Origin of the sequence: Synechococcus sp. N32 (assembly GCF_900473895.1) — a bacterium.
Classification (GTDB): domain Bacteria; phylum Cyanobacteriota; class Cyanobacteriia; order PCC-6307; family Cyanobiaceae; genus Parasynechococcus.
In genome coordinates this window covers 45,479-70,394 of sequence record NZ_UCND01000003.1, presented here as the reverse complement: position 1 = coordinate 70,394, position 24,916 = coordinate 45,479, and the positions used below count along the sequence as shown (strand labels likewise).

General features: G+C 54.0%; 33 protein-coding genes and 1 tRNA gene. 12 read left to right on the top strand and 22 right to left on the bottom strand.

Features of this window, described 5'->3' with window-relative positions:
• Position 1: 1 nt before the first annotated feature.
• Both DXY35_RS00675 and DXY35_RS00670 read right to left on the bottom strand, forming a co-directional pair.
• The gene (locus DXY35_RS00675; protein WP_115080359.1) at positions 2-556 is read right to left on the bottom strand and encodes a cofactor assembly of complex C subunit B; all 555 of its coding nucleotides are present in this window, start codon (positions 554-556) and stop codon (positions 2-4) included.
• A gap of 50 nt (positions 557-606) precedes the next feature.
• Positions 607-990: a helix-turn-helix transcriptional regulator gene (locus DXY35_RS00670; RefSeq protein WP_115010493.1), complete on the bottom strand. Its 384-nt coding sequence runs from the start codon at positions 988-990 to the stop codon at positions 607-609.
• A 115-nt stretch (positions 991-1,105) separates the two neighbouring features.
• Between DXY35_RS00670 and DXY35_RS00665 the strand changes: the two genes are divergently transcribed.
• Positions 1,106-1,750: a ribonuclease D gene (locus DXY35_RS00665; protein WP_115080357.1), complete on the top strand. Its 645-nt coding sequence runs from the start codon at positions 1,106-1,108 to the stop codon at positions 1,748-1,750.
• 9 nt (positions 1,751-1,759) lie between these two features.
• Here DXY35_RS00665 and DXY35_RS00660 read toward each other — a convergent pair whose 3' ends face one another.
• Together DXY35_RS00660 and DXY35_RS00655 are read right to left on the bottom strand one after the other, a co-directional pair.
• Entirely contained in the window at positions 1,760-2,017 is a 258-nt protein-coding gene (locus DXY35_RS00660; RefSeq protein WP_006850096.1) for a hypothetical protein, read from the bottom strand.
• Between the two features lie 19 nt (positions 2,018-2,036).
• Complete coding sequence (locus DXY35_RS00655) at positions 2,037-3,257, bottom strand: lipid-A-disaccharide synthase-related protein (protein WP_115080356.1); 1,221 nt, start codon at positions 3,255-3,257, stop codon at positions 2,037-2,039.
• A gap of 54 nt (positions 3,258-3,311) precedes the next feature.
• Between DXY35_RS00655 and DXY35_RS00650 the strand changes: the two genes are divergently transcribed.
• Positions 3,312-3,382: transfer RNA gene (locus tag DXY35_RS00650), tRNA-Cys, on the top strand.
• A gap of 11 nt (positions 3,383-3,393) precedes the next feature.
• Here the strand turns inward: DXY35_RS00650 and DXY35_RS00645 are convergent.
• Both DXY35_RS00645 and DXY35_RS12530 read right to left on the bottom strand, forming a co-directional pair.
• Positions 3,394-3,867 carry a hypothetical protein gene (locus DXY35_RS00645; RefSeq protein WP_244272818.1) on the bottom strand — a complete coding sequence of 158 codons (474 nt, stop codon included), beginning with the start codon at positions 3,865-3,867 and terminating at the stop codon, positions 3,394-3,396.
• The gene (locus DXY35_RS12530; protein WP_170950470.1) at positions 3,867-4,025 is read right to left on the bottom strand and encodes a hypothetical protein; all 159 of its coding nucleotides are present in this window, start codon (positions 4,023-4,025) and stop codon (positions 3,867-3,869) included. Before DXY35_RS12530 ends, DXY35_RS00645 begins: the two co-directional genes overlap by 1 nt.
• Between DXY35_RS12530 and DXY35_RS00635 the strand changes: the two genes are divergently transcribed.
• Positions 4,024-5,040, top strand: coding sequence for an aldo/keto reductase (locus DXY35_RS00635; protein WP_170950469.1), 1,017 nt, complete (start codon positions 4,024-4,026; stop codon positions 5,038-5,040). The genes DXY35_RS12530 and DXY35_RS00635 overlap by 2 nt on opposite strands.
• 9 nt (positions 5,041-5,049) lie before the next feature.
• Here DXY35_RS00635 and DXY35_RS00630 read toward each other — a convergent pair whose 3' ends face one another.
• Both DXY35_RS00630 and purM read right to left on the bottom strand, forming a co-directional pair.
• Positions 5,050-5,682 carry a histidine phosphotransferase gene (locus DXY35_RS00630; protein WP_115080352.1) on the bottom strand — a complete coding sequence of 211 codons (633 nt, stop codon included), beginning with the start codon at positions 5,680-5,682 and terminating at the stop codon, positions 5,050-5,052.
• Positions 5,683-5,799: 117 nt separating this feature from the next.
• Positions 5,800-6,837, bottom strand: coding sequence for a phosphoribosylformylglycinamidine cyclo-ligase (purM, locus tag DXY35_RS00625; RefSeq protein WP_115080350.1), 1,038 nt, complete (start codon positions 6,835-6,837; stop codon positions 5,800-5,802).
• 319 nt (positions 6,838-7,156) lie between these two features.
• Between purM and DXY35_RS00615 the strand changes: the two genes are divergently transcribed.
• Positions 7,157-7,696: a septal ring lytic transglycosylase RlpA family protein gene (locus DXY35_RS00615; protein WP_115080347.1), complete on the top strand. Its 540-nt coding sequence runs from the start codon at positions 7,157-7,159 to the stop codon at positions 7,694-7,696.
• Positions 7,693-9,210 carry a bifunctional pantoate--beta-alanine ligase/(d)CMP kinase gene (locus tag DXY35_RS00610; RefSeq protein WP_115080345.1) on the top strand — a complete coding sequence of 506 codons (1,518 nt, stop codon included), beginning with the start codon at positions 7,693-7,695 and terminating at the stop codon, positions 9,208-9,210. Before DXY35_RS00615 ends, DXY35_RS00610 begins: the two co-directional genes overlap by 4 nt.
• Here the strand turns inward: DXY35_RS00610 and DXY35_RS00605 are convergent.
• From DXY35_RS00605 to DXY35_RS00560, 10 genes are all read right to left on the bottom strand, one after another.
• Positions 9,194-9,673, bottom strand: coding sequence for a low molecular weight protein-tyrosine-phosphatase (locus DXY35_RS00605; protein ID WP_115080344.1), 480 nt, complete (start codon positions 9,671-9,673; stop codon positions 9,194-9,196). The two genes, DXY35_RS00610 and DXY35_RS00605, sit on opposite strands and share 17 nt — an antisense overlap.
• A complete protein-coding gene (locus tag DXY35_RS00600) occupies positions 9,670-10,302 on the bottom strand; it encodes a HEAT repeat domain-containing protein (RefSeq protein WP_115080342.1) in 633 nt (210 codons plus the stop codon). The genes DXY35_RS00605 and DXY35_RS00600 overlap by 4 nt, the downstream gene beginning before the upstream one ends.
• The gene (locus tag DXY35_RS00595) at positions 10,302-11,075 is read right to left on the bottom strand and encodes a HEAT repeat domain-containing protein (RefSeq protein WP_115080340.1); all 774 of its coding nucleotides are present in this window, start codon (positions 11,073-11,075) and stop codon (positions 10,302-10,304) included. The genes DXY35_RS00600 and DXY35_RS00595 overlap by 1 nt, the downstream gene beginning before the upstream one ends.
• Positions 11,075-11,668, bottom strand: a complete 594-nt coding sequence (locus tag DXY35_RS00590) for a chromophore lyase CpcT/CpeT (protein WP_115080339.1) — start codon at positions 11,666-11,668, stop codon at positions 11,075-11,077. The genes DXY35_RS00595 and DXY35_RS00590 overlap by 1 nt, the downstream gene beginning before the upstream one ends.
• A 74-nt stretch (positions 11,669-11,742) precedes the next feature.
• Entirely contained in the window at positions 11,743-12,231 is a 489-nt protein-coding gene (cpcA, locus tag DXY35_RS00585; protein ID WP_115080337.1) for a phycocyanin subunit alpha, read from the bottom strand.
• Positions 12,232-12,268: 37 nt separating this feature from the next.
• Positions 12,269-12,787 (bottom strand): phycocyanin subunit beta, encoded by a 519-nt coding sequence (locus DXY35_RS00580; RefSeq protein ID WP_038551074.1) that lies wholly within the window; start codon positions 12,785-12,787, stop codon positions 12,269-12,271.
• 136 nt (positions 12,788-12,923) lie between these two features.
• Positions 12,924-13,739, bottom strand: a complete 816-nt coding sequence (locus DXY35_RS00575; RefSeq protein WP_115080335.1) for a phycoerythrobilin:ferredoxin oxidoreductase — start codon at positions 13,737-13,739, stop codon at positions 12,924-12,926.
• Positions 13,736-14,443, bottom strand: a complete 708-nt coding sequence (locus tag DXY35_RS00570; protein ID WP_115080333.1) for a 15,16-dihydrobiliverdin:ferredoxin oxidoreductase — start codon at positions 14,441-14,443, stop codon at positions 13,736-13,738. The genes DXY35_RS00575 and DXY35_RS00570 overlap by 4 nt, the downstream gene beginning before the upstream one ends.
• A 5-nt stretch (positions 14,444-14,448) precedes the next feature.
• Complete coding sequence (locus DXY35_RS00565) at positions 14,449-15,060, bottom strand: phycobiliprotein lyase (protein WP_115080331.1); 612 nt, start codon at positions 15,058-15,060, stop codon at positions 14,449-14,451.
• A 59-nt stretch (positions 15,061-15,119) separates the two neighbouring features.
• The gene (locus DXY35_RS00560) at positions 15,120-15,353 is read right to left on the bottom strand and encodes a hypothetical protein (protein WP_115080475.1); all 234 of its coding nucleotides are present in this window, start codon (positions 15,351-15,353) and stop codon (positions 15,120-15,122) included.
• Positions 15,354-15,662: 309 nt separating this feature from the next.
• On the opposite strand from DXY35_RS00560, the gene cpeB reads away from it, so the two are divergent.
• From cpeB to DXY35_RS00535, 6 genes are all read left to right on the top strand, one after another.
• Positions 15,663-16,217 carry a class 1 C-phycoerythrin subunit beta gene (gene cpeB / locus DXY35_RS00555; protein ID WP_006850931.1) on the top strand — a complete coding sequence of 185 codons (555 nt, stop codon included), beginning with the start codon at positions 15,663-15,665 and terminating at the stop codon, positions 16,215-16,217.
• A 61-nt stretch (positions 16,218-16,278) separates the two neighbouring features.
• Positions 16,279-16,773, top strand: coding sequence for a class 1 C-phycoerythrin subunit alpha (gene cpeA, locus DXY35_RS00550; RefSeq protein WP_006851808.1), 495 nt, complete (start codon positions 16,279-16,281; stop codon positions 16,771-16,773).
• Between the two features lie 135 nt (positions 16,774-16,908).
• Positions 16,909-17,343, top strand: a complete 435-nt coding sequence (locus tag DXY35_RS00545) for a DUF2656 family protein (RefSeq protein WP_115080329.1) — start codon at positions 16,909-16,911, stop codon at positions 17,341-17,343.
• A gap of 71 nt (positions 17,344-17,414) precedes the next feature.
• Positions 17,415-17,753: a hypothetical protein gene (locus DXY35_RS12310; protein WP_170950468.1), complete on the top strand. Its 339-nt coding sequence runs from the start codon at positions 17,415-17,417 to the stop codon at positions 17,751-17,753.
• 88 nt (positions 17,754-17,841) lie between these two features.
• Complete coding sequence (locus DXY35_RS00540; protein WP_115080327.1) at positions 17,842-19,167, top strand: HEAT repeat domain-containing protein; 1,326 nt, start codon at positions 17,842-17,844, stop codon at positions 19,165-19,167.
• A gap of 73 nt (positions 19,168-19,240) precedes the next feature.
• Positions 19,241-19,879 carry a HEAT repeat domain-containing protein gene (locus tag DXY35_RS00535; RefSeq protein WP_115080325.1) on the top strand — a complete coding sequence of 213 codons (639 nt, stop codon included), beginning with the start codon at positions 19,241-19,243 and terminating at the stop codon, positions 19,877-19,879.
• Between the two features lie 8 nt (positions 19,880-19,887).
• Here the strand turns inward: DXY35_RS00535 and DXY35_RS00530 are convergent, their stop codons facing one another.
• Positions 19,888-20,232, bottom strand: a complete 345-nt coding sequence (locus DXY35_RS00530; protein WP_115080323.1) for a Nif11-like leader peptide family natural product precursor — start codon at positions 20,230-20,232, stop codon at positions 19,888-19,890.
• A 395-nt stretch (positions 20,233-20,627) separates the two neighbouring features.
• Between DXY35_RS00530 and DXY35_RS12305 the strand changes: the two genes are divergently transcribed.
• A complete protein-coding gene (locus DXY35_RS12305; RefSeq protein ID WP_137006683.1) occupies positions 20,628-21,779 on the top strand; it encodes a HEAT repeat domain-containing protein in 1,152 nt (383 codons plus the stop codon).
• Positions 21,780-21,804: 25 nt separating this feature from the next.
• On the opposite strand, the gene DXY35_RS00525 is transcribed toward DXY35_RS12305, so the two are convergent.
• From DXY35_RS00525 to DXY35_RS00515, 3 genes are all read right to left on the bottom strand, one after another.
• Positions 21,805-22,770: a helix-turn-helix transcriptional regulator gene (locus DXY35_RS00525; RefSeq protein WP_115080322.1), complete on the bottom strand. Its 966-nt coding sequence runs from the start codon at positions 22,768-22,770 to the stop codon at positions 21,805-21,807.
• Between the two features lie 3 nt (positions 22,771-22,773).
• Complete coding sequence (locus tag DXY35_RS00520) at positions 22,774-23,694, bottom strand: helix-turn-helix domain-containing protein (protein ID WP_244272816.1); 921 nt, start codon at positions 23,692-23,694, stop codon at positions 22,774-22,776.
• 325 nt (positions 23,695-24,019) lie between these two features.
• The gene (locus DXY35_RS00515; RefSeq protein ID WP_115080318.1) at positions 24,020-24,916 is read right to left on the bottom strand and encodes a HEAT repeat domain-containing protein; all 897 of its coding nucleotides are present in this window, start codon (positions 24,914-24,916) and stop codon (positions 24,020-24,022) included.

Sequence of the window (24,916 nt, the reverse complement as noted above, 5' to 3'; positions counted from 1 at the left end):
TTCAGATGGGGGAGGAGAGCAGGGATCCGTCACTGGCGAGTTGCAGGGTCTCAGCCAGTTCCAGTTCGATGGCGATCAATTCGTCCCGATGAGCCCGCAGACGAATGGCGCTGCCGTCTCCCTCTGGAGCAGGAAGGAGTTGCAGCTCAAGGGCTTCTGTGCGAGCGGCCCGCCGTGTGTAGACAGCTCCTGCCAGAGGGCCGAGGCCGATCAGCAGCAGAGGCCACCAGTGCAGTTGGGGTGCCAGCTGACGCAGGACCAGTCCGAAGCAGGCGGAGCCAATGGCCGCCAGCACTGACAGCAACACCGCAAGGGGTTGGCTGGAGGCCACTTTCCCCTTGAAGCGGAGCACCTGGCGCTCAGCATCGCCGCCATCCCGGCTCCAGCCGCGCTCTTCCAGCCAAGTGCTGAGCCCGTCAAGCACGGTGATGGGGGGTTGGGGGGACATCACGTCCACCACTGTGGTTCGGTCTTTGCTGGCTGCACGCAGAAAGAAGACCAGACCAATCGCCAGCAGAACAGTCAGCAGGAGGGTGGATTGGAATCCTGCAGGCATGGCATCCCGGTGGTGTTCAACCTTTTTAAGCCTTGCGCCGGCTGAATCGCTTAGTTCAAGGCGAACCGGTGGGAGTCCAGCCAGCTGCGCCAGGGCTGCATCAGTCGCTCGGCTTCGCCGCGTGCATCGGATTCAAGGTGCAGCATGCGCCGTGGCCGTCCGCGGCTCGGGCAGCGTTGGGTGTAACTGCTGATCGAGCCCTGTTGCTCAAGGAACTCCAGGGCCTGTTGCAGCACGGTTTCAGAAAGCCGCAGTTGGGGCTCCTCCCGGATCAGTTTTTGCAGGAGTCCGGAGGGGTAGTTGTCGTCTTTGAGCAAGCACTCGAGGATCCAGCAGACAGCCAGCTCGAGATCGAGGAACTGCGGCGGCGGCTGATGGAAGTACTGCTCGATGTCTGCCAGACAGGTGCGCGAAGGCTTTCTGCGAGAGAACACAGGCGCGGGACGACTTAACCAATCAAAAACGATCTCATTTCGAGATTCAAGAGGAGAGTCTTGAGACTTGCTGTGGAGGTGATTGGCCACACTGGCCCTATCCCTTCCTGAAGTTATGGCTGAGAAGTCGTCATCCCCAGCGGAATTCGCCGTCTTTGATCGCGACCTCGATGCAGCTTGGACGGAGCGCTATCTGCATTCCCCGCGGCTTGCGGTTGATACCGAAGCGATGGGGCTGATCCATGGGCGTGATCGGCTTTGCCTGGTTCAGATCGCCGACGCCGAAGACCGTGTGGCCTGCGTCCGCATTGGCCTGGGCCAGACCGAGGCGCCGAACCTCAAGCGCCTGTTTGAGGCGCCCACGGTGGAGAAGGTGTTTCACTTCGCCCGTTTTGATGTGGCTGCGCTTGCCGCCGGTTTGGGGATCGACGTGAACCCCGTGTTCTGCACCAAGGTCGGCAGTCGGCTCGGCCGCACGTACACCCCCCGCCATGGCCTCAAGGATCTGGTGATGGAATTGGTCGGCGTTGAGCTGGACAAGGGCGCCCAGAGCAGTGACTGGGGCCGGGTGGACGAACTCACGGATGCCCAGCTGGCCTACGCCGCCAACGATGTGCGCTATCTGCTTCCAGCCCGCGAGCGCCTGGAGCAGATGTTGCGGCGGGAAGGGCGCTGGGATCTGGCGCAACGCTGCTTTCAATGCGTTCCGGTGGTTGCCGAGCTGGATCGGCTGCGCTTTCACCAGATCTTTGAGCACTGAGGTTGGGGCTCAGTCTTCCAGCATGAAGTTGCCGTCGCCTTCGCTGTTCTCGAGCAACGCGTCCAGCTGACGGGCGTGGTCACCGTTGTCCTTGTCGAGGGCGGCCAGCATGGATTCAGCCATGGCTCGCCGTCCCTCCACATCGCGATGACCTTCTCGGGCCGCGGCTTGTTCCACCTGGCGTCGGGCACTGGCGAGGCTGATGCTCAGTCGACTCGCCAACTGGGCACAAAGTTTGACGAGGGTGGGGTCTTGAATCGCGGCCATCGCAACCAACCGAAGATCTTCAGTATCCGTTGAAGCGATCCAGGATCAGGCGTGCCAGCTGATCGCTTCCCCCTGCTGGCCCCATCCGCTGCGTGCCGATCCGTCCCAGGTGGGAGCGGAGTGTCGGGTCGTCCAGGAGAAATTCGAGCCGTCTCGTGAGCTCGGATTCATCAGAGCAGGGACGAACCGCACCCCCCAGCAGGCGGCTTTGACGGCGAGCGAAGCCCGGCTTGAACTGCGGTCCTGGTCCCGGCAGGGACAGGGCCGGAATGCCCAGCCCCACCAGTTGTTCCGTCGCCGTTCCGGCGGTGGCGATGCCGGCTTCTGCCCAGCCGGCCCATTGGTCAAAGCAACCTCGCCCGATCAGCACCAGGCAGGCTCCTTTCACCCAGCAGGCTTCGGCACCCAGTTGGTCTGAAGGCGGAAGGCTGCGTCGAAACCCCAGTTGTTCAAGACTGTTGCTCAGGGCCTCTGCATCGGGTTGGGCGCCCACGGCCACGAGCAGTGCCATCGGCACACGGCCGGGAAGCTCCATGGCACTACGAACCAACCGCTGCAGGTTGCGCTGGGCCTCCGGCATGCGACTTCCGCAGAGCAGGAGCACTCGGCGGCAGCGGTCCAGGGCCGATGGCAGCGGTTGGACCTGAAGGCCATCCATCATCGGATTGCCCGGCGCAAGGGCGCCCACGCCCTTGCGTTGCAAGCCTCGTGCTGTGAGCCGATCACGCATGGCCACCAGTTGGCAACGGCGCGAGCGCATCAGGTGCCATTCCCAGGGATCCCACTCACTGCCTTTGAGCCGGTGGTAGCAGTCGCTTTTGGCCCGTCCGGGACCGCTGAGCCAGGTGTAGTCGCTTTTGGGAGTGCCGATGAAGCCGAAGGGGGCACCACTGCTCCAGGCCATCAGCAGCGGCAGCAAATCACCCACGGCAACGATGGGTTGGCGCTCATGTCCCAGGCGGCGTACCAACTGCCATTGACTCCAGCTCAGGCTGGGGAGTCCAGCCCTGACGTCTGCCAGCAGACCTCTCAGGCTTTGGTTGCTGAAGCCACCACTGGGCAAGGCCGCTTTTGGCCCCAGGCGTGTCAACCATCCCTGCTGAACAGCAGCATCAAACACCCGTCCGGCACCCACCAGAGGAAGCACGGTCAGGGGGAGTCCCGGTGCGCGCCGATGCACGGCCTGGATGATCCGCAGGGTGATCAGGTCTTCGCCGTGGCCGTTGCAGAGAAACAGCAGAGAGCCAGGGGCATGGCTGATACGATCCCTCGATGGGGACAGCTGTTCCCGGGCGGCGGCATGGCCAAGTGGTAAGGCAGAGGATTGCAAATCCTTTATCCCCAGTTCGAATCTGGGTGCCGCCTTTCAATCCTCATCACAGTTCAGACTCCGCGCTCATGCCGGCAACGTTGCGTGAGTGACTCTCGCAGCTCACGGTGTCCGCATCAATCCAGCAACGCCCATGGGCCATACGGGTTGCAGGAAGGCCTTTGGGGAGGCCTCTGGCATCAAAGCGAACCCATGACGTGCTGAGCAGGGTTGCGCTCCAGCGGCGTGAATCCACGCTGCAGCCTGAGTTGTCGCAGCTGAGCGGACTGCCTTGATCTCCATCCAGGCTGACGAAGCTCAACTGGTAGCTGCCCCCCGTTTCTTGATCGTCTCCGATGAATCGAAGCCGCAGGCCACGGCTCCCGTTCGCGCTGATCTGCAGGCGCTCGCAGGTCAAAGAACGCCCACCGACGACGATGCGGCAATGCGCAGGCCTGTGCTCCAGACGGCCAAAAGCCTGGGCTGGATTGACCGTTGCTGGCATGGCAAGCAGCAGTGGCGCCATCCAGAGATGAATCATCAGTAATCGCTGTCGGCAACGCACATGCCCAGGCAGCGAATGCCATTGCTGGCGGTTCTGCGGCAGTGGTTGCAGAGGATCCGTTCCGCGTCTGCAGTCGATCCCTCCACGGCTTGATCGGTCGATCGCGCAGGTTCCTGCGCGGGGGATGCGGTCATGACGCAACGGGACGGGCTGGTGGCGATCATGGCTGGCAGCAGCATCGCCCCGTTGAACGGCATCGGTTTCGGCACCTGGGCCTGGGGCAACAAGGCGGTTTGGGGATACGACGCCCAGCGGGACGACGCTCGCCTTCGTGCCACGTTTCGTCAGGCCCTCAGCTCTGGGCTCAACTTGATCGACACGGCGGATTCCTATGGAACGGGGAGCCTGAGTGGACGTAGTGAAGCGTTGCTTGGCGACTTCATCGCCGAGTTGCCAGCCCTGCGCCGATCCCAGTTGACGGTGGCCACGAAGTTGGCCCCATTCCCCTGGCGATGGGGGCGTCGGGGCTTTGATGCCGCCTTTGAGGCCAGTCGAAGGCGGCTCAAGGGGCAGCTGAGGCGGGTGCAATTGCACTGGAGCACGGCGCGCTACGCGCCCTGGCAGGAGACAGGCCTTCTTGATGGCTTGGCTGATCTTGTTCTGTCTGGCCGGGTTGAGGAGTTGGGCCTGTCCAACCTGGGCCCCCAACGCCTGCTGTTGATCCATCGCCGTCTATTGGAGCGGGGCGTTTCCCTACGCAGCGTTCAGGTGCAGTGCTCGCTCTTGGCACCTGCGGATGATCAGCTGCGCGAGTTGATTGCCGTCAGCAGGGAGCTTGGCGTGGAGGTGTTGGCCTACAGCCCTCTGGCTTTCGGCGTGCTTGGTTGTGCTCCCGGGTCTGTGGAGAGGCGTCCTGTCACCTGGTTGAGACAACGTCTGTTTCAGCGCCTGCTTCCGGCAAGTCTTGAGTTGCGCAGTGCGATGCAGGCCATCGCGATCGATCGCGGGGCATCGATGGTTCAAGTCGCTTTGAACTGGTGCAGAGCTCTTGGCACAACGCCGATCCCGGGGCTGCGAACTCCAGAGCAGGCCAGGGATGTCGCCGCTGCGCTGCAGTGGTCGTTGTCACCGCAGGAGGTTCAGCGGTTGGATGCGGCCCGGCTCCATTGCAGCGAGCGGATGCCCGCCAATCCCTTCCAGAGCCGCTGAGTGTTGTGCTCAGGCCTCCGAGGCTGATTCAGGGGCTGGACTCACCACCACCGGGAGGCTGTCGCCGTCATTGCGGATCGGAACGATTTTGTCCTGCGAGGGTTCCAGGCGAGTGGGGGCTGGGGCAGTGTCCTGTTGCTGGGCACAGGCGGCGAGGGCTTCCTGCAGCAAGGAATCGAAGGTTGCCCCAGGCAGTCGATGCCGGGCGACCTCCAGAAAGGTGCGCGGAAGCGATTCGCCAGCAGCGCTCCTCAGAGCGGGGTTGTTCTGGCGATGTTCCTGCTCGTCTTGAATCGCCCGGATGAACCTGCGCGTGACATCGCGCTTGGTGGACGCCTTGATCAGGGTGTCGCGCTCCTGAGGACCATGACTGAGCTCCTGCTCCATGTCTTGAATCCGCCGTTCGAGGCTTTCCAAAACCTCCTGGGCTTCCTTGCCGATGTGAGCCAGTTGCCCATCCGAAAGGTGAGGCATGTCGGCCACGAACACCTTGCCGTGATCACGGAGCGTGAGAAAAGTTGGTCGTGGACCCTGCCTGTAGCCCTGTTGCCTGTCCTGGCCTGATGGCAAAGGACGCCTCGGGGGAACAGGACCTGCAGACGATCGACGGCGCGTAATGCGCTGGGGCTTATCAAAAGGCATTGAAAAAAGATGTATTGACGCCGCTATCGGAAAAGGTTCCGATGTGCTTCAGGGCAGCCTATTCGATCCCTTCTGGGGTGTGGTCGACTGCATTAAACCCGTCTGAAACTGACGTAATCAGGCGGGAACACCGTCCAGAACAGCCGCGCTGCCTGGGGCGTTGGACGTCACGTTGCCAATCACCCAAGCCCGATGGTTCTTGTCGCGGCAATGCTCGATCACAGCGGTTTCGCTCCCAGCCGGCACCACAAGGCAGAAACCGATGCCGAGGTTGAACGTGTGCCAAAGGTCTCTTTCGGGAATGTCTCCGGCCTCCTGCAGCCATCGGAACAGGGGTGGTCTTGTCCAGCTGGAGGCATCGATGCGCGCAGAGCAGCCATCCGGCAGGCAGCGCGGCAGGTTTTCCGGGAGTCCTCCGCCGGTGATATGGGCCATGCCGTGGAGCTCGCATCCGCTCTGCAGCAGGTGCTGCACCAGGTCGGCATACAGGGTTGTCGGCGCCAGTAGGTCGCCGATGAGAGAGCGCTGGTCGTCGCCATACAAGGTGTTCGCGTTGGCGTTGGCCTTCTCCAGCACCTTGCGCACCAGGCTGAAGCCGTTGCTGTGCACGCCGCTGCTGGCCACGCCGATCACGCTGTCGCCAGGTTGGATGCGCTGGCCGTCAATGAGCTCGTCTTCTTCGACGACGGCCACACAAAAGCCGGCGAGGTCGTAGCGCCCCTTCGGGTAAAACCCCGGCATCTCTGCCGTTTCTCCGCCGAGTAGGGCGCAGCCGCTCTGCCTGCAGCCATCGGCGATTCCTTCAACGACCTCGGCCATTGCCGATGGCGCTAAGGCCCCGGTGGCCATGTAATCCAGGAAGAAGAGCGGCGCGGCTCCTGAGGTGATCACGTCGTTGACGCACATCGCCACCAGGTCGATGCCCACGCCGTGATGGCTGCCATGCTCCTGGGCCAGCTCCAGTTTGGTTCCGACGCCATCGGTGCCTGAGACCAGAAGGGGCTTGCGCAATCCAGCTGGAAGACGCATCAGCCCGCCAAAACCGCCAAGGCCGCCAATGACCTCCGGTCGGTGGGTGGCTTCCACAGACGCCTTGATGCGTTGCACGAACGCGCGCCCGGCCTCAACGTCAACTCCAGCGCTCTTGTAATCCATGGAACGAATCCGATGCATTGATCCTGCAATGCCGCGGAACCTGTGCTGATTGGCTTGTCGGCACAGCATCTGATTGGCTGTGCTTATCGGTTGTTCTCTCTCGGCTTATGTCCGGGGGCTTGCGTTCCGGCGTTGATCGGCCAGTCGGCACGCGGTATAGCGAAAGAGGCGGGCCTGGGTGGCTGTGCCGATCGCGGTGATGGCGCACAGTTTCTTTCCAAGGGCACCCTTTTTAAGTTCACAGCAATCTTTTTTGTGAGGCCCGCCAACGGCCGAGAACTGCGCGCTCAGTTTCAAGACCTTGGCCACGCCGTTCTGCATGCGAGTCCTCCTGACGTTGACCACGCTCTCCGGAGCGATCTCAGGCAGTGCGGCCCTCTTGCCGGTCGTGGCCAGTGATTTCCTTTCGCTCAACGGTGCAGAGCCGCTTGACCCCCTGGATCTGGTGGTCGAGCCCCAGACCCCTGGGCTGCAGGCAACGCTTTCTCCGGCAGAGGTCAAACCGGTTCTTGCACCTCCTTCCCCTGAACTCCCCAAGCCGAAGCTGAAGGTCGTTCCAGAAGTGGTGAAGGTCATCACTGGTGAGGCCAGTTGGTACGGCCCCGGTTTTTACGGCAACCTCACGGCCAACGGTGAGATTTACAAGCGCGGCACGATGACGGCGGCCCACCGCACGCTTCCCTTTGGAACAAAAGTGCGCGTCACCAACCTCTGGAACGGGCGCACCGCCGTGATCCGCATCAACGATCGCGGACCTTTCATTGATCACCGGGTGATCGACCTGGGCCACGGCGCCGCCTCTGACCTGGGACTGACAGCCTCTGGAATTGCCCAGGTCAAGCTTGAGGTGCTGCGCTGAGCTGCGTCGTTCTCTCCACCCAGGCCGAGCTGGAACGCTTCCGGGCCAACCTCGGTGGACCTCTGCAATTCGTGCCCACCATGGGGGGGTTGCACCAGGGTCACGGTGAGCTGATCCGCCTCGCTGCAGCACGGGGTCCTGTGCTCGTGAATGTGTTCGTTAATCCACTCCAATTCGGGCCAGCTGAAGACTTTGATCGCTACCCGCGAACCCTCGAAGCGGATCGCGATTTGGCCGAACGTTGTGGCGCGCATGCCCTTTGGGCTCCGGCGGTCGACACGGTCTATCCCGGTGGACCTCAGTCGGCGGTGTCGCGTTCAGCACCGGCTGACCTGCAGGCCCATCTCTGTGGGGCCTCCCGTCCCGGTCACTTTGATGGGGTGGTCACGGTCGTTGCCCGACTGCTGCAGCTGGTGGAGCCGTCCTGCCTTTGGCTGGGTGAGAAGGACTGGCAGCAGCTGGTGATCCTGCGCCGGCTCGTGGCCGATCTTGATCTGGGCGTGGCGGTGCAGGGCGTTCCCACCGTTCGTGAATCCGATGGTCTGGCGTTGAGTTCCCGCAACCAATACCTCTCTTCTGCTGATCGGGCTCGAGCGGCTGCTCTGCCGGCGGCACTGCGTCGTGCCGATCCCAGTGATCCTGAGACTTCGGTGCGACAGAGCCTCGCTGAAGCAGGACTTGAAGTGGAGTATGTAGAGAGGGTCGATCCCTCCACCCTTCAGCCCTGTGGCGCTGAAACGGCCATCTCACTGTTGGCCGCGGCGGTGCGTTGCGGGACGACCCGTTTGATTGATCACGTCTTCCTGATGACCCGCCAGCCTCTTGTTGCCATCGATGGCCCTGCCGGTGCTGGCAAAAGCACCGTGACTCGAGCCTTTGCTGAGCGGATGGGGCTGGTTTACCTCGACACCGGTGCGATGTATCGGTCGGTGACCTGGTTGGTGCAACAGAACGGTGTGGACCCGCAGGATGCGGCGTCGATTGCACCGCTATTGAACGACCTCGACCTTCAGCTGCGGTCGCTGCCCGGTGGCGGCCAGCAGGTCTTGGTGAATGGGCAGGACGTGAGTGACGCGATTCGCTCGCCGGAGGTCACCGCGTCGGTTTCGGCTGTGGCCGCCCACCGTTGCGTCAGGCAAGCGCTGACCGCTCAACAGAAAGCGATGGGTGCCAAGGGTGGCTTGGTGGCAGAAGGCCGCGACATCGGTACCGCTGTTTTCCCGGATGCGGATCTGAAGGTGTTCCTCACGGCCACGGTGGGCGAACGGGCCCGGCGCCGGGCTCTGGATTTGGAGCAGCGGGGCTTCCCGGTGCCTGAGCGATCTGAGCTTGAAGCACAGATCGCCGAACGGGATCACCTCGACAGCACCCGTGAGGAGGCTCCTCTGGTGCAGGCGGACGATGCCGTTGAGCTCGTGACCGATGGCATGAGCATCGAGGCTGTGATCGATGCCCTGGTGGGGCAGTTCCGGTCTCGGGTGGCTGAAGAAGCCTGGCCTACGCCGGCGGGCTGAGCTCGTCGAGCAGGTTGGCGCAGGCATCCTCGAGCAGGTCGAGCACATGCTCGAAGCCCGCCTCGCCCCCGTAATAGGGATCCGGTACTTCCGTTTCAGAGAACCGGCCGGCGTAGCTGAGCATGGGCTTGATGCTGGCCGTTGCTTGGGGCCCGGCTTCGCGAGCCAGTCCCTGGACGGCCGCGAGATTGTCGTCGTCCATGGTCAGCACCAGATCGAAACTCGAGAAATCGTCGAGGCTGATCTGCCTTGCTCGGCTGGGGAGGTTGATGCCGCGCCGGTTGGCGGCAGCCTGCATGCGTCGGTCTGCCGGGTTGCCCACATGCCATCCGCCCGTTCCGGCGGAATCCACCACGAACTGATCACTGAGGCCACGCTCTTCAAGCAGATGCAGGAAGACGCCTTCGGCTGCCGGTGAGCGGCAGATGTTGCCGAGGCAGACGAACAACAATTTCTGGGTCATCCGGCGTTGAGGCGTTGGAGGGCTTTCAGAGCCCGCAGCTGCACTACCCTGACACCTTCCGCATCGGATGCGAGCTGGTTCAGTGCGGCCAGGCCCTGTTCGGCGAGGTGCGCTGACACAGCTGCGCTGTTCAAGCGTTGCTCGAGTCCGTAGGCCGCTGCATAACGCACCACCCACTCGTCGTCTCGCACGGCTTTGAGCAGTCCCTCGAAACAGCGCACAAGCTGATCGTGCGCTGCGTCTTCACTGAACTCCAAGTCCGCCAGGCCACGGGTTGCGGAGCGCCGCACGCTCGGAGCGATGTCGGCCTGAAGGGCATGCTCCAGGAGGTCAAGACCCCGTGGATCCCGCAGGGCGGCAATCACCTTCACCACCCAGGCCCGTGCGCCGTAATTGCGGGCATCCAGGCTCACCAGAAGGATGGGAATGGTGTCCCGTCCCAGTTGAATCAGCCCCTGTGTTGCTACGGCTGCCACCGCTGGATTGTTGAACCCCAGCACCTTCACGAGCGGTTTGGCGGCCTCAAGGTCGTTCAGTGCACAAAGGGCTTGCGTTGCTTTGACCAGCTCAGGAGTACTGGTGGCCCGCTCGAGCGTCTGAAGCGCCTGGTCCAATGCTGTGCTGGTCATCAGAGCAGTCTGTCCATTGCGTCGAGAACGTCATTGGGGTCGACGTTGCGTTCCGCCACCTCTCGGAGTGCAACCAACTTGAGGCTGGGTTCCACTGCAGCCGTGCGGATCGAGGGCACGGCGGCGAGCCAGCCGGTGGCGCCGAGGTCGAGCAGCGCGCCGCGGCGCACCAGGGGTTCTGGATGGTTCAGCAGCTTTTTCAGTTCCATACCCCATTGATCAAGTCCGGTCAGCTGCAGCAATGCTCGGCAGGCCGCTGAACGGATCAAGGGCCGAGGGTGCTCCGTGAACGGATGAATCACAGCGAGATTGCTACTGCTGCCATCACCGATGTCACCCAGGGCTTCCAGCAACGCTTCACAGGGTTCATTGAGCAAGGGGGATGAGGGTTGCTCAGCTCCTGCTCCCTCCAATCCACTGGCAAGCAAGGCCCGGATGCCCTTAACAGCCCCACAGCTGCCCATGGCACCAAGCGTGCGGACCACCTCCTCTCGCACGGTGTAATCGTTGGAGTGCAGCAGCGCCAGAAGAGGTTGTTCCGCTCTCATGTCCCTGAGCAGACCGAGGGCACGGATTGCGTTGAGAGCGACACCGCGCTGCTCTGGATCAATCGGCGTGGCATCCAGTGCTTCAAGCGCCCTGAGCAGAAGAGGGATGGCATCGGGATGCTGGCTGCGCATTTTTCCGAGCCACCATGCGGCGTAGTACTGCGCCGAAGGGTCCTCCGTCTGGCGGAGGTTTTTGATCACCTGCGTTTCACTCAGCGGTTCCATCACACCCAGGCCGATGCCATATCGGCTGTCCAGCTTTCAGTTCGTTTGAACCGGAACGGTCCCGCCACCGAGCCCCAGCAACGCTCATTGGTTTCCGGATCATGACCGCGATCGAGGGTCGCAAGGGAGTCTCCCTGCAAATGAAAGCTGCTCACCAGCACGGTGTCTTTGCCATTCCGTTGCACGATGCATTTGCAGCCTGGTTCCATGGCGCCGTGGTAGCCGTCTGGCTGTTCGAGCACTTGGTAGTGGCACTCATCCAGGCTGATCAGGTCGTTGTCCTGAATGGCAAGGCGCAGTTGTGGATCAAACGTGGCTCCAGCGAAGCGTTCCGGATCACGGAAGGTGTGATTCCAGAGCTTGATGGCGCCGGAGGCCTGCTCTTCAGCGCGGATCATGCGCAACCGATAGGGATGCTTGGGATCAACGGCATAGGTCTGTTCGAGCAGAATCGACCCTGGATGGAGCTGTATGAGCGGGCGGTACCTCAGAAAGATGTGGGCATAGAGGGGTGGATTGTCGAAGGCTTGCTGCTGGTTGCTGTATTCGCCGCAGAGCAGGTTCAGAAAACGCCGAACGTTGGGGGTGATCACAGCGCTCTGATGGGGCCGAAAAAGAACAATAAAAAAAGCCCCCCGAGGGGGGCTTGGAACGCAACGTCAGCTGATCAGATCAGGGCGTTGATGGCGTAATCGATGTAGCTGTTGGCTTCGGTAGCAGCATCGCCGCTGAGGCCGTGGTTGGCCTTGATGTGCTTCAGAGCTTCCACATACCAGGAGGGGGAGAGCTCGAAGGTGCGGTTGATCTCGTCGAGACCGGCGATCAGGTAGTCGTCCATGGGGCCGGTACCACCAGCGACCAGGCAGTAGGTGATCATGCGCAGGTAGTAGCCCACGTCACGGGAGCACTTGGCTTTACCTTCGGGGGTGGCTGAGTAGTTCGGCCCAGCCATCTGGGTGGTGTAGGGGAACTTGGTGTAGACGGCCTGGGCAGCACCGTTCACAAGTGAATCAGCCTTGCTGGTGAGAGCCTTGGCAGCTTCGAGGCTGGCCTTGGCGCGGTTGAAACGACCGGAGGCAGCTTGAACTTCGGTGTTGCTCAGGAAACGTCCCTGAGAATCAGCTGCTGCAACAGCTTCGGTGAGAGGGGTTTTCATTGGTTAGGAGAAGTAAGACGTCGAATCAACGCGTCGATCAGGCGACGGAAGCTGCGGCTTTGTCGAAGTAGGTGCCGATTTCGCTGCTCAGGGAGGCGCAGTCACCAGCTGAGATGCCAGCTTTGTCGTTGACGAGTGCTAGAGCGGCTTCCTTCATCAGGTTGACTCCAGCTGCAACCGAAGCACCGGGAGTGCCGAGGGCCAGGTAAGTCTCGCGAAGGCCGTTCAGGCAGCGGTCTTCCATCACGGAAGAATCACCGGTGAAAGCGGAATAGGTGACGTAACGCAGGATGATCTCCATGTCGCGAAGGCAAGCAGCCATACGACGGGAGGTGTAGGCGTTACCGCCGGGGGAAATCAAAGAAGGCTGTTGGGCAAACAGCTGACGAGCGGCCGAAGCAACGATGCTGGAGGCGTTGCTGGAGATGCGGTTAACGGCATCCAGACGCTTGTTGCTGTCGGAAACCATGGCAGCGAGGGCGTCGATCTCGCTGGTGCTGATGAATTGTCCCCGGGCATCGGCCTGGGCGACAACCTTGGTGAAGGCGTCGAACATGGTTGTTGTTCCTGTGAACTACGTCTGGAGCGGGAATCTCAGACTTGAAAGGGATGGTTGAAGGCTATTGCCTCCATCCCGTCGCCCGCGATTCTGGCCAACAGCTCGGGAGCGTCCCGAAAGCTGTTCATAATGCTTAACTCCCTTGCGGCGACAAGGAAGTGGCGGTGGCTTCTTCGAGGTCAAACAGCACGCCGTGGATGTACGACTCCGTCCATTCACTGCCATAAAAGCGCGTCAACATGCCGCGGGCTGGATCTTTCTCGGCGCGGTATGCCGTGTAGCGCTTCTGGCCCGAGAGCAGGTGTGCAGCACGCTCATGGTCAACGGGCTGCGCCTCCTCCACCAACGCCAGGTAGAGCTGAAGGTAGTCCGCAAAAGCCGGACGGATCACTCGGTCAATCAGCGCATCGCCTTCCTCCCCAAGAGGGATCCTGGTCCAGAGAAAGGCAGGTGAGAAATAGGGCTGTGCTTCGTCAGGAATGGGTCCCCCATCAGGCAGTTCGGCGCGCCAGCGCTCGAAAAGCGGCATCAGCCGCTGCCAAACCGGGTCCGTGTGCTCGGGATCTGTCTTGTCGACAGGTTGCAAATCCAGAGCGAGCAGGTGCCCGTTGGGCAGTGTTACCAGATCGGCTCCGAAGAAAGGAAGATCAAAACGACTGCTGGGGTTGATCACGAAGTTGAGCACCGATGCAGCCGCACCAGCCTCAACGCAGGCACAGCGCACTTGGCGCAGCTTTGCTGTTGAACAGGCCCAGGTTGCAGTGCTGACCGGCACTGGTTTCGCCTTGGATCCTGTGCTGCCCTCTTTTTGTAGAAAACGTTCCGCAATTGGATAAGGATTCGGCTGCAGAGAGCTCAGTGCCGCAACGGCGGTGTCGAGAAAAGGCTGCCAGCGCCATCCGGGGATCTGGACAGGATCAAGACTCGTCGTGCGGAGAGGGAGGGTCATTTGGGCTGGCTGGCGGGGAAGAGAAATTCGTGCAGGAAACGATCAGACCATTCACTTCCGAAATGGCTGGTAAATAGGCCGTGTGCAGGATCTCTTTCTGCACTGTAAATATCATAATTTTTCTGAAGTTGTTCCACTTCGATTGGATTAATGGAAGAAGGGGTTTTAACTGCCTCGTCGTGTAAATCCCAGTAGGTTTTTAGAAAAGCGCTGAAAGCTGGTGGTAACGATGATGTCGCCTGTTCTGCTCCGCCCCGGCAAAACAGCAGCCATGAGGAAAAGTATTGATTTGGATCAAAGGAACGCATGGTCTCTTCACCATTGAGATCCGGAAATTGAGCGTTGAGTAACTTCAGTCCATCGAAGTAGCGCTCCAAATAGTCCTTGTCTTGAACAAGTGGTTGGAAATCAAGAACAGCAACCAACTTCTGCTTGGCACCGAACCAGAGCAGATCAACTCCCATTAATGGATGGTCGTAGGTGTAGTCGGGATAGGCAACGGAATTCAGCACCTGCAAGCTGTCACCAGCATCCAACCGGGTAACGCGCCACCTCCGAAAGCCAGGCACGTCCCAAAGCCAGCTCTTGATTGTGCTAGAGCGTTTGGATGATTGATTGTGCTCAAGTCCATGAGGAACCTCAACGGGTACTGCGCCCCGGGCTTTGATTCCTGAAAGCAATTCCTCAAGAAATGGATCAAACATGGTGATCAGTTGTTAACTGTTGAAGACGCCATGGCCAGTTGTTGTGCCCGCTGGGTGATATCTGAAATTTCGGCATCAGTAGGGCACCGAAACTCGGTGCAGTATGTGGTCATTGCAACGCCATCCAAGCACTGAACAGAACTCACTCTCATTCTGATCTGATCGGTCACAAACCAACAGCGTTCAATGCCAATATTGGTGTCGTATCGCGTCGTGATCGTTACGACGCCGTCCTCTGCGAAGCTGTAAGTGCTCAAAACAGATTGCTTTTCAACGTATCCAACATCTCGAAGTAGAAATCCCTTTCGGGGATCTTCATGGTCAGGCACGTCGATAACCACTGCAGCGTAATCATCGTTGCGAACGCCCTTCTTAATATTGCTTTCCCACCAAAAACGTGCTCCACCTGAGCTGTCTTCGGTTTTAATGTTCAAAGAGTTGCAGATCTTGGTGACGACTGGGTCATCAGCATTGAATGGTTCAATGACTAAGTTGGAATCTGCAGCTTCGTCATCTTGATAGTCGTGGTGATGTACAGCGCGTCTGTTTAACCAAGTTCCGCGGCTGGCTTCGAAGAAATTCGCCATTGTCATCGGCGGGGAAAGTGTCTGCACCATTGGTTTGTGCTTTGAAGAAAATTAATTAATACAGGCGAGCCGGAGAAAAATTTTGCAATTCAAGACTTGCTTTGCTGTGCATTTCTCTGTGCAACCAGCTGTGACATCACTTCGTCGAGTCTTTGAAGCTCTGGATGTGCTGCAACAGTGGAATCAATCTTCTTTTGTGATAAGCGCAGTTTTTTACCCAAACCAACTACATCCTGAAACAGTCTTTCCCTGTAGGCAGCTAATTCATCGATGGACGCCTGCAACTCTTCAAGGGTAGGTAAATCGGACGCTGCGTTGTCCATGAAGTTCTGATTGAGCAAAAAGATCCTAAGCCTGTCAGATGCCTGCCCAAGGCTTTTGTGAACCTTTGCTCGGGTTTGCGTCAATGAAGCAGAGATCGCCCTCGGATCGGCCTAATTCCTAGGGCGTTAACCGGGGCATTTGGCCCAAGGTGACAAACTTTTGCGTAAAGGGGGCTGTTTGACGAACCCTGCTGATAACTGAGTTTAGCTTGGGTCAGCGCTTCCACCACCCTTGGGTCTCCGGGCTTCTAAGGCCTGTTCACCCGGCGGTTTCCGAAGCACTGCATCCCCAAAACTGTCTGGCCCCCAATGCTCGACGCATTCTCCCGCACAGTCGTCAGCGCTGACGCCAAAACTGCACCTGTTGGTGGTAGCGATCTCGCTAGCCTCCGCTCCTACGTGCAAGATGGCAACAAGCGTTTGGACGCTGTGAATGCCATTACTTCCAACGCCTACTGCATCGTCTCCGATGCAGTCACCGGCATGATCTGCGAAAACACAGGTCTGATCCAGGCTGGCGGCAACTGCTATCCCACCCGTCGGATGGCTGCGTGCCTTCGCGATGGTGAGATTGTGCTTCGCTACATCAGCTATGCGCTGCTGGCCGGTGACGCGTCCGTGCTGGATGACCGTTGCTTGAATGGCCTCAAGGAAACCTATATCGCTTTAGGTGTTCCTACCCAGTCTGCTGCCCGTGCTGTCGCGATCATGAAATCCGCAGCTACGGCTCTGATTGGTCAGACCAACTCTCCTGCCAGCGGTGGTGCTAAGTACCGCAAGATGGAAACCACTCAGGGCGACTGCTCTGCACTGGTGGCTGAAGCAGGTTCTTACTTCGATCGTGTGATTGGCGCAATCAGCTGATCTCCGGACGATCAAGTCTTCTCTCCTTACCTTCTCAGCACCTTTTACCTAAGGATCTCAAATGAAATCCGTCGTCACCACTGTTGTGACCGCCGCTGATGCAGCCGGTCGCTTCCCTTCCCAGAACGATCTTGAGGCTGTTCAGGGCAACATCCAGCGTGCAGCTGCACGTCTGGAAGCTGCCGAAAAGCTGGCCGCCGGTCTGGACAATGTCACCCGCGAAGCAGGTGATGCTTGCTTCAATAAGTACGCCTATCTGCGGCAACCCGGTGAAGCCGGTGATAGCCAAGTGAAGGTCGACAAGTGCTACCGCGACCTCGGTCACTACCTGCGCTTGATCAACTACTGCCTCATCGTGGGTGGTACTGGTCCTCTCGATGAGTGGGGTATTGCAGGAGCACGTGAGGTGTATCGCACCTTGGGTCTGCCCACCAACGCCTACATCGAAGCTCTGACTTACACTCGCGATCGTGCTTGCGCCCCTCGCGATATGAGCCCTCAGGCTCTTAACGAGTTCAAGAGCTATCTTGATTACGCGATCAACGCTCTGTCTTGATCAATTCGAGATTTTAGGAAAAGGGGGGAGCAGTTGCTCCCCCCTTTTTTTGTGTCAGCCAGATGGAAGGCCACTGATCATCCATCACAGACAAGCTGAAATTCCATTAGATTAGTCGGAGGTGTATTTTTTTTGATGACGACGTTTGTGCTATCTCATAACTTACAGGTTCAATCAGATCTCGTACCTGCATTAAATTTTGAACTACTTGCTCAAGAACTTAAATCTCTTTCGAAAAATATTTCTTCAACGGTAGTTTTAAATCATCCTCATTGGAAACTCTCCATATCATCTGATTTGTCTCCGCAAGATATGGCTGTTGATTTGGTGCAAACTTGGTCCGAACACCGTCGTCAACTCGGACACGACATGAACCACGTTGTCCTGGCACTTGGTGGAAGGAAAGATTCCCAAGCTTCTCCTGGAGCTCCACTCCAGGAGGGATATTGGGGTGTTGATTTGGTTGAAACGCCTGATGAAAGCACTTTTCTTCAAGCGATCAACTGGGAAGCTCTTAAGGCTGGACGACCCGAAGATGCGATTTTTGAAGTCTCTTCGAGAGCCTCATAGATCTTGATCAGGCTTGTTTCCGACGATTCCTACGGCGGCTAGAGGTACTTTTACGTTTGTTGGCCTCTGGCTTGTCTGAGTCTGCTTTTTCTTTCTTATTAGAACTGGTTTCTTTTTGGGGTGTTAATTTCTCTACCAGTTTTCGAACCTTGGATGTAGACGGTTGCTTTTTAGGTGCTGGTATTAAAGGCTGGTCCGCTGCGCTCCAGCCAACAGATGTTATCGGTGTATTGCAACTTCTAAAGGATTTCATCCATTGCGCCATGAACCGGGTGTCCACGCAAACTGTGTGGGAGGTTGAGGGCCTGCAGCCGTCCATCACACCAGTGGAAACATGGATCAATCGTCCGGGGAAAGGTCCCATATTTTTTGTAGTGACTCAGAAGAATTTTGCCTCCGGTATCGTCTGATGGCAAGCTTGCTATTACTTTCTTATTCCAACAGGCCCCATTGAATTACGCACCTCAAGTAGAATCATCCGAATGTTGACCGTTACTGATGACTGGTCTTTTCGATAATATTCATGCTGGCTTGGATCAACAGGGAGCAATTGATATCTTGTCTAAAGAAGTTGGTATTCTGGAGAGTGAGAGTGATTATTATATGGCTATTTCTCATTTGATTAATTTTCCTGGCCCAAAAACAAGCCAGGCTTTATTGGCATTTCTGGATAAGTGTTCTGCGGATGTACCTGTAGGTCTTGCACAACGAAAGGCTGTAGAAGTTCTTGCGCGATTAGGGGTTGCAGAGGCTACGTCCAAAATTGCAAGTTTTTTAAGTAGCTCTGATGTGTATATGGTTGAGAATGCTGCTTGGGCATTGTCTCATTTGAACTGTCAAGATCCTGAAGTGCACCAACATATGATCGATTTAGTAGATGATGCTAGCCAGAATCAAAGAGTCCTAATTCAAAGTCTCTCAAAGCTTTCTGTTAAAGCAGCAATTTCGACTATTTCAGTACACACAGCCCATGAAAAGACTTCGGTCCGTGGTGCTGCCATCGCTGCCATGATTCATCTATCTGGTGATCAATCCCATCTGGCTGATCTTTCAGATCATTTGTATGGTGCCAATCAAATGGATCGTCAGTCGGCTGTGCAGGATGTGATCGATGCGAATGCTGTTGAGCTTTTGTCTGATTTGATGCAAGCACCAATCTCGCCTGCGTTCCGGATGCGAGCTGTGAGATTTCTCTTGAATAACCCGTCAAATAAACTCTCCAATAATGATGCACTATCAGCGGTGGATCAAATTTTGTTTGACGATCCTCGTTTGATCACTGTCCTCCATCATTACGGCGATCCTTTGCCTACAGAGCTATTGATTGATGGATTATTCCATCCCGATTTTAGTCGATGTTATCTTGCGATGCAGGCACTAGTAAAACGTGATGCGCAAGAGATTTGGAGTGCTATTGAGAATTGCTGGCAAGATAAAGCCCACAATGACTATGGTGCACACTATTTTTTGATGCGATTGTTTGGCCTTGTTGAAGGTTGGACAGACGAAGCATTGCTTGATATTCGCAAAATTCTTTCAGATGCTATTACAGATAAGCGTCCTCAATTTAGAAAATCACCCCCAGCCGCTTTGCTTTCATTCGCCAAGCTATTTACTGGCCAATACGATTGTTTTCTGGATAATTGTATGTCTTTAGAAAATAACCTTAGTTGGGATATGCGTTATGCAGGGCTCCTCTTGATCCAATCTGATCAGACCGAGCATCTTCAACTTCGATATCAACTTCAACTACAACAGCTTGTCGAATCTGATGGCGATAGTTTGCTGCAACTAAAAGCACAGAGCATTCTGGATCGTGGTTGAGAACTAAGTGGCAATTCTTCATGCCCCATGACTTGAAATGCTAATATTGAACAATAATGATTTAGGCTTTTAAATGAGCAGCGATTCGAACATTCCTTCAGTTGATGCATTGTTTGAAGATCTAATGCATCCCAACCCTAGGATTCAAGAAGAAGCTTGTTTGATTCTTTCTGAGAACTATCGGGAAGAGGCGTTGCCAAGATTATTGGATCTCTTCTGTCATCATGATCCTAAAGTCTACAGAGCGGCTGTTAAAGGTGTTGGTTTTTTTGGGAGCTCTGCGTTTGATCCCTTGATCGAACTTTATGCAACAACAGAGAATCAAACTGCAAGGCGTTGTTGCCCTAAGGCCTTTGTGCAGGTGTTCAAAAACTTCCCAGATCAGCCGTTTCCTGATTCAGTCATGGAAATGCTGGAAAAAGGGATTGATGATTCCGATATGGTTGTCGTGCAGGGTGCACTGATGTGTCTTGGTCAGATCGGTAAGCAACAATTTAAGTCTGAAGAGGCAATTCAAATTTTGGCCAAGTCTCTCAGCAGCCAAAATGTTGCTTTGATTTTCAGTGCATCTCAGGCTCTTGCCGATATTCCCAATACTTTGGCAGAAGACGCTTTACGTTCACTGCAGAATAATAATGATGATCCCTTGATTCAGGAGGCTGCACAGTCTGCATTGGCACGACTTCAGAATCTAATCAACTCAAAGAGTTAGATATTCCTTCATCGAGGTACAGTTTCTACTCCTTCGTAATAACCTCCAGCGCGGAAGTCAAAACGTTCTACTTTGTCCTCTTTAGCACAAGTCGTCTGCGAATAATGGAGCAGTGTGCTGAATCCTTCTGGCACCATCTTGGGGCATAGTCTTCCGACATTATTGGCGAACGGGCAGAAGTACACTCCTGCCCAGCGATTCAAGAAACGCCCCTTTATTTCATCCGAAAATATAAATCCATGTTTATCTGCAAGCCTGAGGATCTCCTCGGGCTCGGCTTCTTGGAAAAGAGATCTAAATGGCAAGTCTTCTTCTAGAACCTGAAGAAAGCGTATAAACTCAGCACGTGACATGAAGAATCAGCGTCATATCCATATCTTATCAGCAACTATCCGTTTCTTATCAGAGTTGTTTTACTTATTCAGAGCTGAGCGGGCCTTCAATGGCTTCAGATACCACCGCATCTTTCTTGCGAGGATCCTCTGCAAACAAAAAAATTTAATCGGGTATAAATTAGTGATTGGATAAATCTTGGTTACCTGAATTCCTTTAGTGATTACTTGTCTTTTTGTGATTGCTTGCAGTGCTTTGTTTTTCTTAAAATAGATGTCCACTAATTCTCAATTGTGGGAGTGAATGGGTCACTTCTTACCAAATCTGATTTGCCGATCAATTTTCCTGTAAAAATTGAATATATGCATGTTACAAGGTGCCAAGTTCACAGCGATTTGATAATCTTTTTTCATGGATGGGTGAACAGCAAGCAATTGAGTTGCTTTCGCAAAATGTTAGTACTCTTGATAATCCTGGCATCAAATATATAGCAGCAACACGGTTGGGAGCCTGTTCTTCACGAGATTCTTTGGATGCATTAGTCGTAGCGGCTACCGGGGATAGAGATAATATCTTCGATTCCATTACGCGTCGTAAGTCCATTGAAGCGCTAGGGCGCCGTCGCGATCTTAGTACTCTGCCAACTATTTATGAAGCTATGCATAGTAGTGATGAGCAGACGATTGTGAATTCAGTAGATACGCTAATTCATTTTGGCATACCTCTTGATGCTCAGTTTAAATCATCTCTTTTAAAGATTATTCAAAATGGCTCCGATGTACTCAAGCGTGTTGCCATTCAATGCTTCACTCGTTTGGAGATGCATGACTGTAATGGCATCATTCACGAGCAAGAGAGTAATCCCAATATATTGGTTAATGGCGCATCAATCGCTTATTCAATAAGGGTCGAAGATCAAAAACGTAAATTGCATATTCTTGAAAATCACCTCAACGATTTGAATGTCATACATAGACGTTCATCCGTCATTGATATTGGGGACGCTGGAGACCCTTCTCTTTTGTCAAGTATTTCGAAAGCAGCGGTGTCAATGCCGTTGAGAGCTAAGAGTGCGTTTAAGATGACTTCTAAAATTAAAACTAAATCACAAAGAATATTAATCAATCAAATGTTGAAGGATGATTCTCGATATTTGTATTTTACGCAGAAATTTGATGCACCAAATGATTTAGAAAAAGTTTGCGATTTTCTTAGGCACAGAGATGAAGAGCGCCAGTACTTTGGTGCTAAGACCCTATTGAGTTGGCCAGATTTAACTGTAACTGACGCAATTAAGTCTATTTGGGATAAGCATGGCTCCGATTATGGTGTTCACTATCAAGTAAATTGCTTGGTGTCTCAACTCGGCTTAATAGAATTGTCTTACATAATAAAGGAATCATTACTGGAGCCTGCTCCGCAGTATGCAAAATCAAAAATAGCTGCGACTTGGGGATGTTTAACTTTAGGTTTAATGGAATGTCGTAGTGATATTGAAAATCTACTTTTAAAATCCACTTGGGAGCCCCTACGATGGACATGCGCGGAAGTCTTACGTGAACTATAGAAAATTATTTCCGGATGCAATGCACCTATATTGGCAATCTATATCTTCGCGACTTTTCGATGGTCTGACTTGGAAGTTCTCCGAATGCAGTGTAATAGCGCCGTGCATATCTCCCTTGATGTTTAAATCCATATTTAATTGCAATATCTCGAATTGAATATAGTTTTAGTTTCCGACGAGCGTCTTGGTTAAGCATAATTCTTCTGGATTCTTCAAGTCTAATTTGGGTCATCAATTCAATGATTCCCATTCCAAAGTACTCCTGACATATACGATATAATGATGCTTGGCTTGTATTTATATACTTGCATACTTCGAGCAATGATAGAGGGGATTCCATGGTCTTCTCGCTATGTGCAAGATTAATGATTTCTCTTAATTGATCAATATGTCTTGGATCTTGACTATTTTGCTCAGTCATTGGCTCTTCTAGACATGCGATTACAAGATCGAAATATTTTTCTGGGTTCTGAATTCCAGCAGATACTTCTCTGGCAGCTAATCTCTTAAGTTGGTTTAGAGCTTTATTATTGCAATAAATCCCCTGATCACTCGTGAGTCGTTCAAGTCCATCATACGCTTTGCAATTTTCGAGTAATTCAAATAGGAGCTGCTTTTCAAGCATGCAACCAGTACTAGAGCATTCGTTGTTATATTTTCCCCATGCATTTCCTGGTACTGAATTAATCGTGCCAAATCCAGCTAGGCTATTTTTTGTCATCTTAAATCCATCACAATAGCCAAAGGCTCCTTGAGTATTCGCTTTTGGCGTAATCCAATTAAAATCAATAGTTATACCATTTCCCCACCCCTCGTACAATAATGTTTTGTTGGCAGATATTTCTGCAAGTGCGACTTTATTAGTATTTGCTGCTTGCATAGTATAGAAACCACTGCCACCTTCCAGTTGCGTTATTTTTGTAAGCTGACCGAGTTTTGCAAGCTCTTCAGAGAGCTCCAGTGGATCACGATATTCAATAGATGTTTTCATGTATTACTCTCCTTGCCATGCACTAAATGAATATATATTTTTATTGGATCGATCTATTGTTTGGCTGGGTGATTCTCCAAAGTATGTGGAGTAGGAGGCTTCAAATTTTTTCCAGTTCTTAAAACCGTAGTAAAGTGCTGTTCTCTTTTTTGTAAAATCTTTGAGACCTGTTGAGGAATGTGGAGTTAAAAAAGCCTTGCGGGTCTGCTCCAGGCGGACTCTTCTTACAAGCTCAATCACATCCATATTAAAGATTTTTCGGCATATAGTATTGAGAGACTCTGTTCTTGAATTCAGATATTCAGTAATTTCGTCAAGTGTTATTGGCGGCATGCCAGCCCTATCTTCGTGAATTAGTTTAACCATGTCTTCTATTAGATCCGTTGCCTCGCATCGATGTGCATCATTGGTCGACTCATTATTTTCGTTGTCTAGGAATATGATTGCCAGATCGTAAAATGAATTTGGTTTCGTTGATGGCTGGCCATTAAAATGTCGGTTAAATAATTTTTTGAGCTGAGCACATGCATGATCATGCGAGTCAATTCCAATGCATTCCTCAAGCCTCGCATAGGCATTAAATGCATTCAATTTGTTGATTCTTTCTTGTAATTTATTCCATTTTAGGCTCATGCAGCAAAGCTCTTCGTTCGCTCCCACAATGTCCCAGATATTTCCTCCTGTTTTGTTGATGCGATTGAAGCCAGCAATGCTATTTCTTGTCATTTGGTGGCCGCTAATGATTGTCTGTGCCTCCGTATTGTTTGTGGGTAATGTTTCTAGCCAGCAGAATGATACTGATTTTGTGTTGGCTTCTTCCTCGTAGAGCAGAGTTTGGTTCGATTTAAAAATTTCAAGATGTACATCTTGAATTGGTGAGCAAGTGGTCTTCGTTTCGAGAAGGCCGGTGCTTAACTGAGTCACATTGCATCCGAAGTTGGATGTTGAGTGATATTCCTCGAAATGTGCTTTGCAAAATTCCTCCATCTCGAGCGTATCCGAAAATACATAATTTCGCGATCGTTTTTTTCTCAAACTTCTTCCGCGTATCCATGTACTCTATTGTTTTCCTTGGCTTGTGTGTGGAACGCTTAATGTTTTGCTGAGAGATTGCTTTTTTCTCTTATTGGCATCCACTTCTTATCAGTTTGTTAGATATTGTCTCTGCTTATGTTAATGGCTTGATTGTGTCCAGGGTGGTAGCCTGCTTTTGAATTGTTTTCTTGGCGTTCTGCATTTTTAGTTGTGCTTATAAATCTCGGCTTAGTATATTAATTGCTACATTGAATACTTCTTGGACTGACTCGTCTGATTCTTTTGATTTCGCTTTTTCTATGCTTCTGATGCTGTTGAATGCCTCGAGTTTCATTAGTGCCATTGCTGTGTTTTTGCGTACCTGTGCGTCTGTGTCGATTAATTTTTCGACAAGCATATGTTCAACATCTTCGGCATCACATGATTTTCCGATGAGAGTTACCGCTTCTGCTCTCACCTCTGCTGAGATGTCATTGAGCGCTTGAAAGACTCTGTTTTGTGCCCGCAGATCATCACTCTTCTGTATTTGATCTCCCAGGGCTGAGATTGCAGCAACTCGAACTTCTGCCACGTCTGAATCGGCAGCCTCGAGCAATGCCTCCGGTGCTTTGGCACCGATGAAACTCAGAGCAAGGTTGATCAAACCAACCTGGAATGGTGTGCAATCTGGATTTTTGAGGATTCCAATCAACGAATCCATTGCGTCGGGGCCAATGGTGGCCATCGCTCCAGCAGACGACCCGAGTACAACTGGATCACTATCTTCTAAAAAGGCTTCAAGCAGATAAGGCAACGCGTCCTTGTTGCCAATCAAATTAAGTGTTTTGGCTGATGCTCGTCTTACGATCACATTTTGGTGCTGGCGAAGTGCTTTACAAAGAATGGGTAGAGCTTCGTCACCTACCGCCCCAAGACTTTTTGCAAATGTGAGTCGTAAAGCGCCTCTCGCATCCCCAAGTCCGGCGACCATACGCTTGAGTGACTCGGCGTCAGATCTAGGGATCTCACCTTCGCTTAATTTTGCACTGAGCTCATCAGCCAGTTGGAGAGCTTCTTCTTCCGTGAGTTGGCTCTCGCTGATTGATGAGATATCGGTAAAATCCTGGAGCAC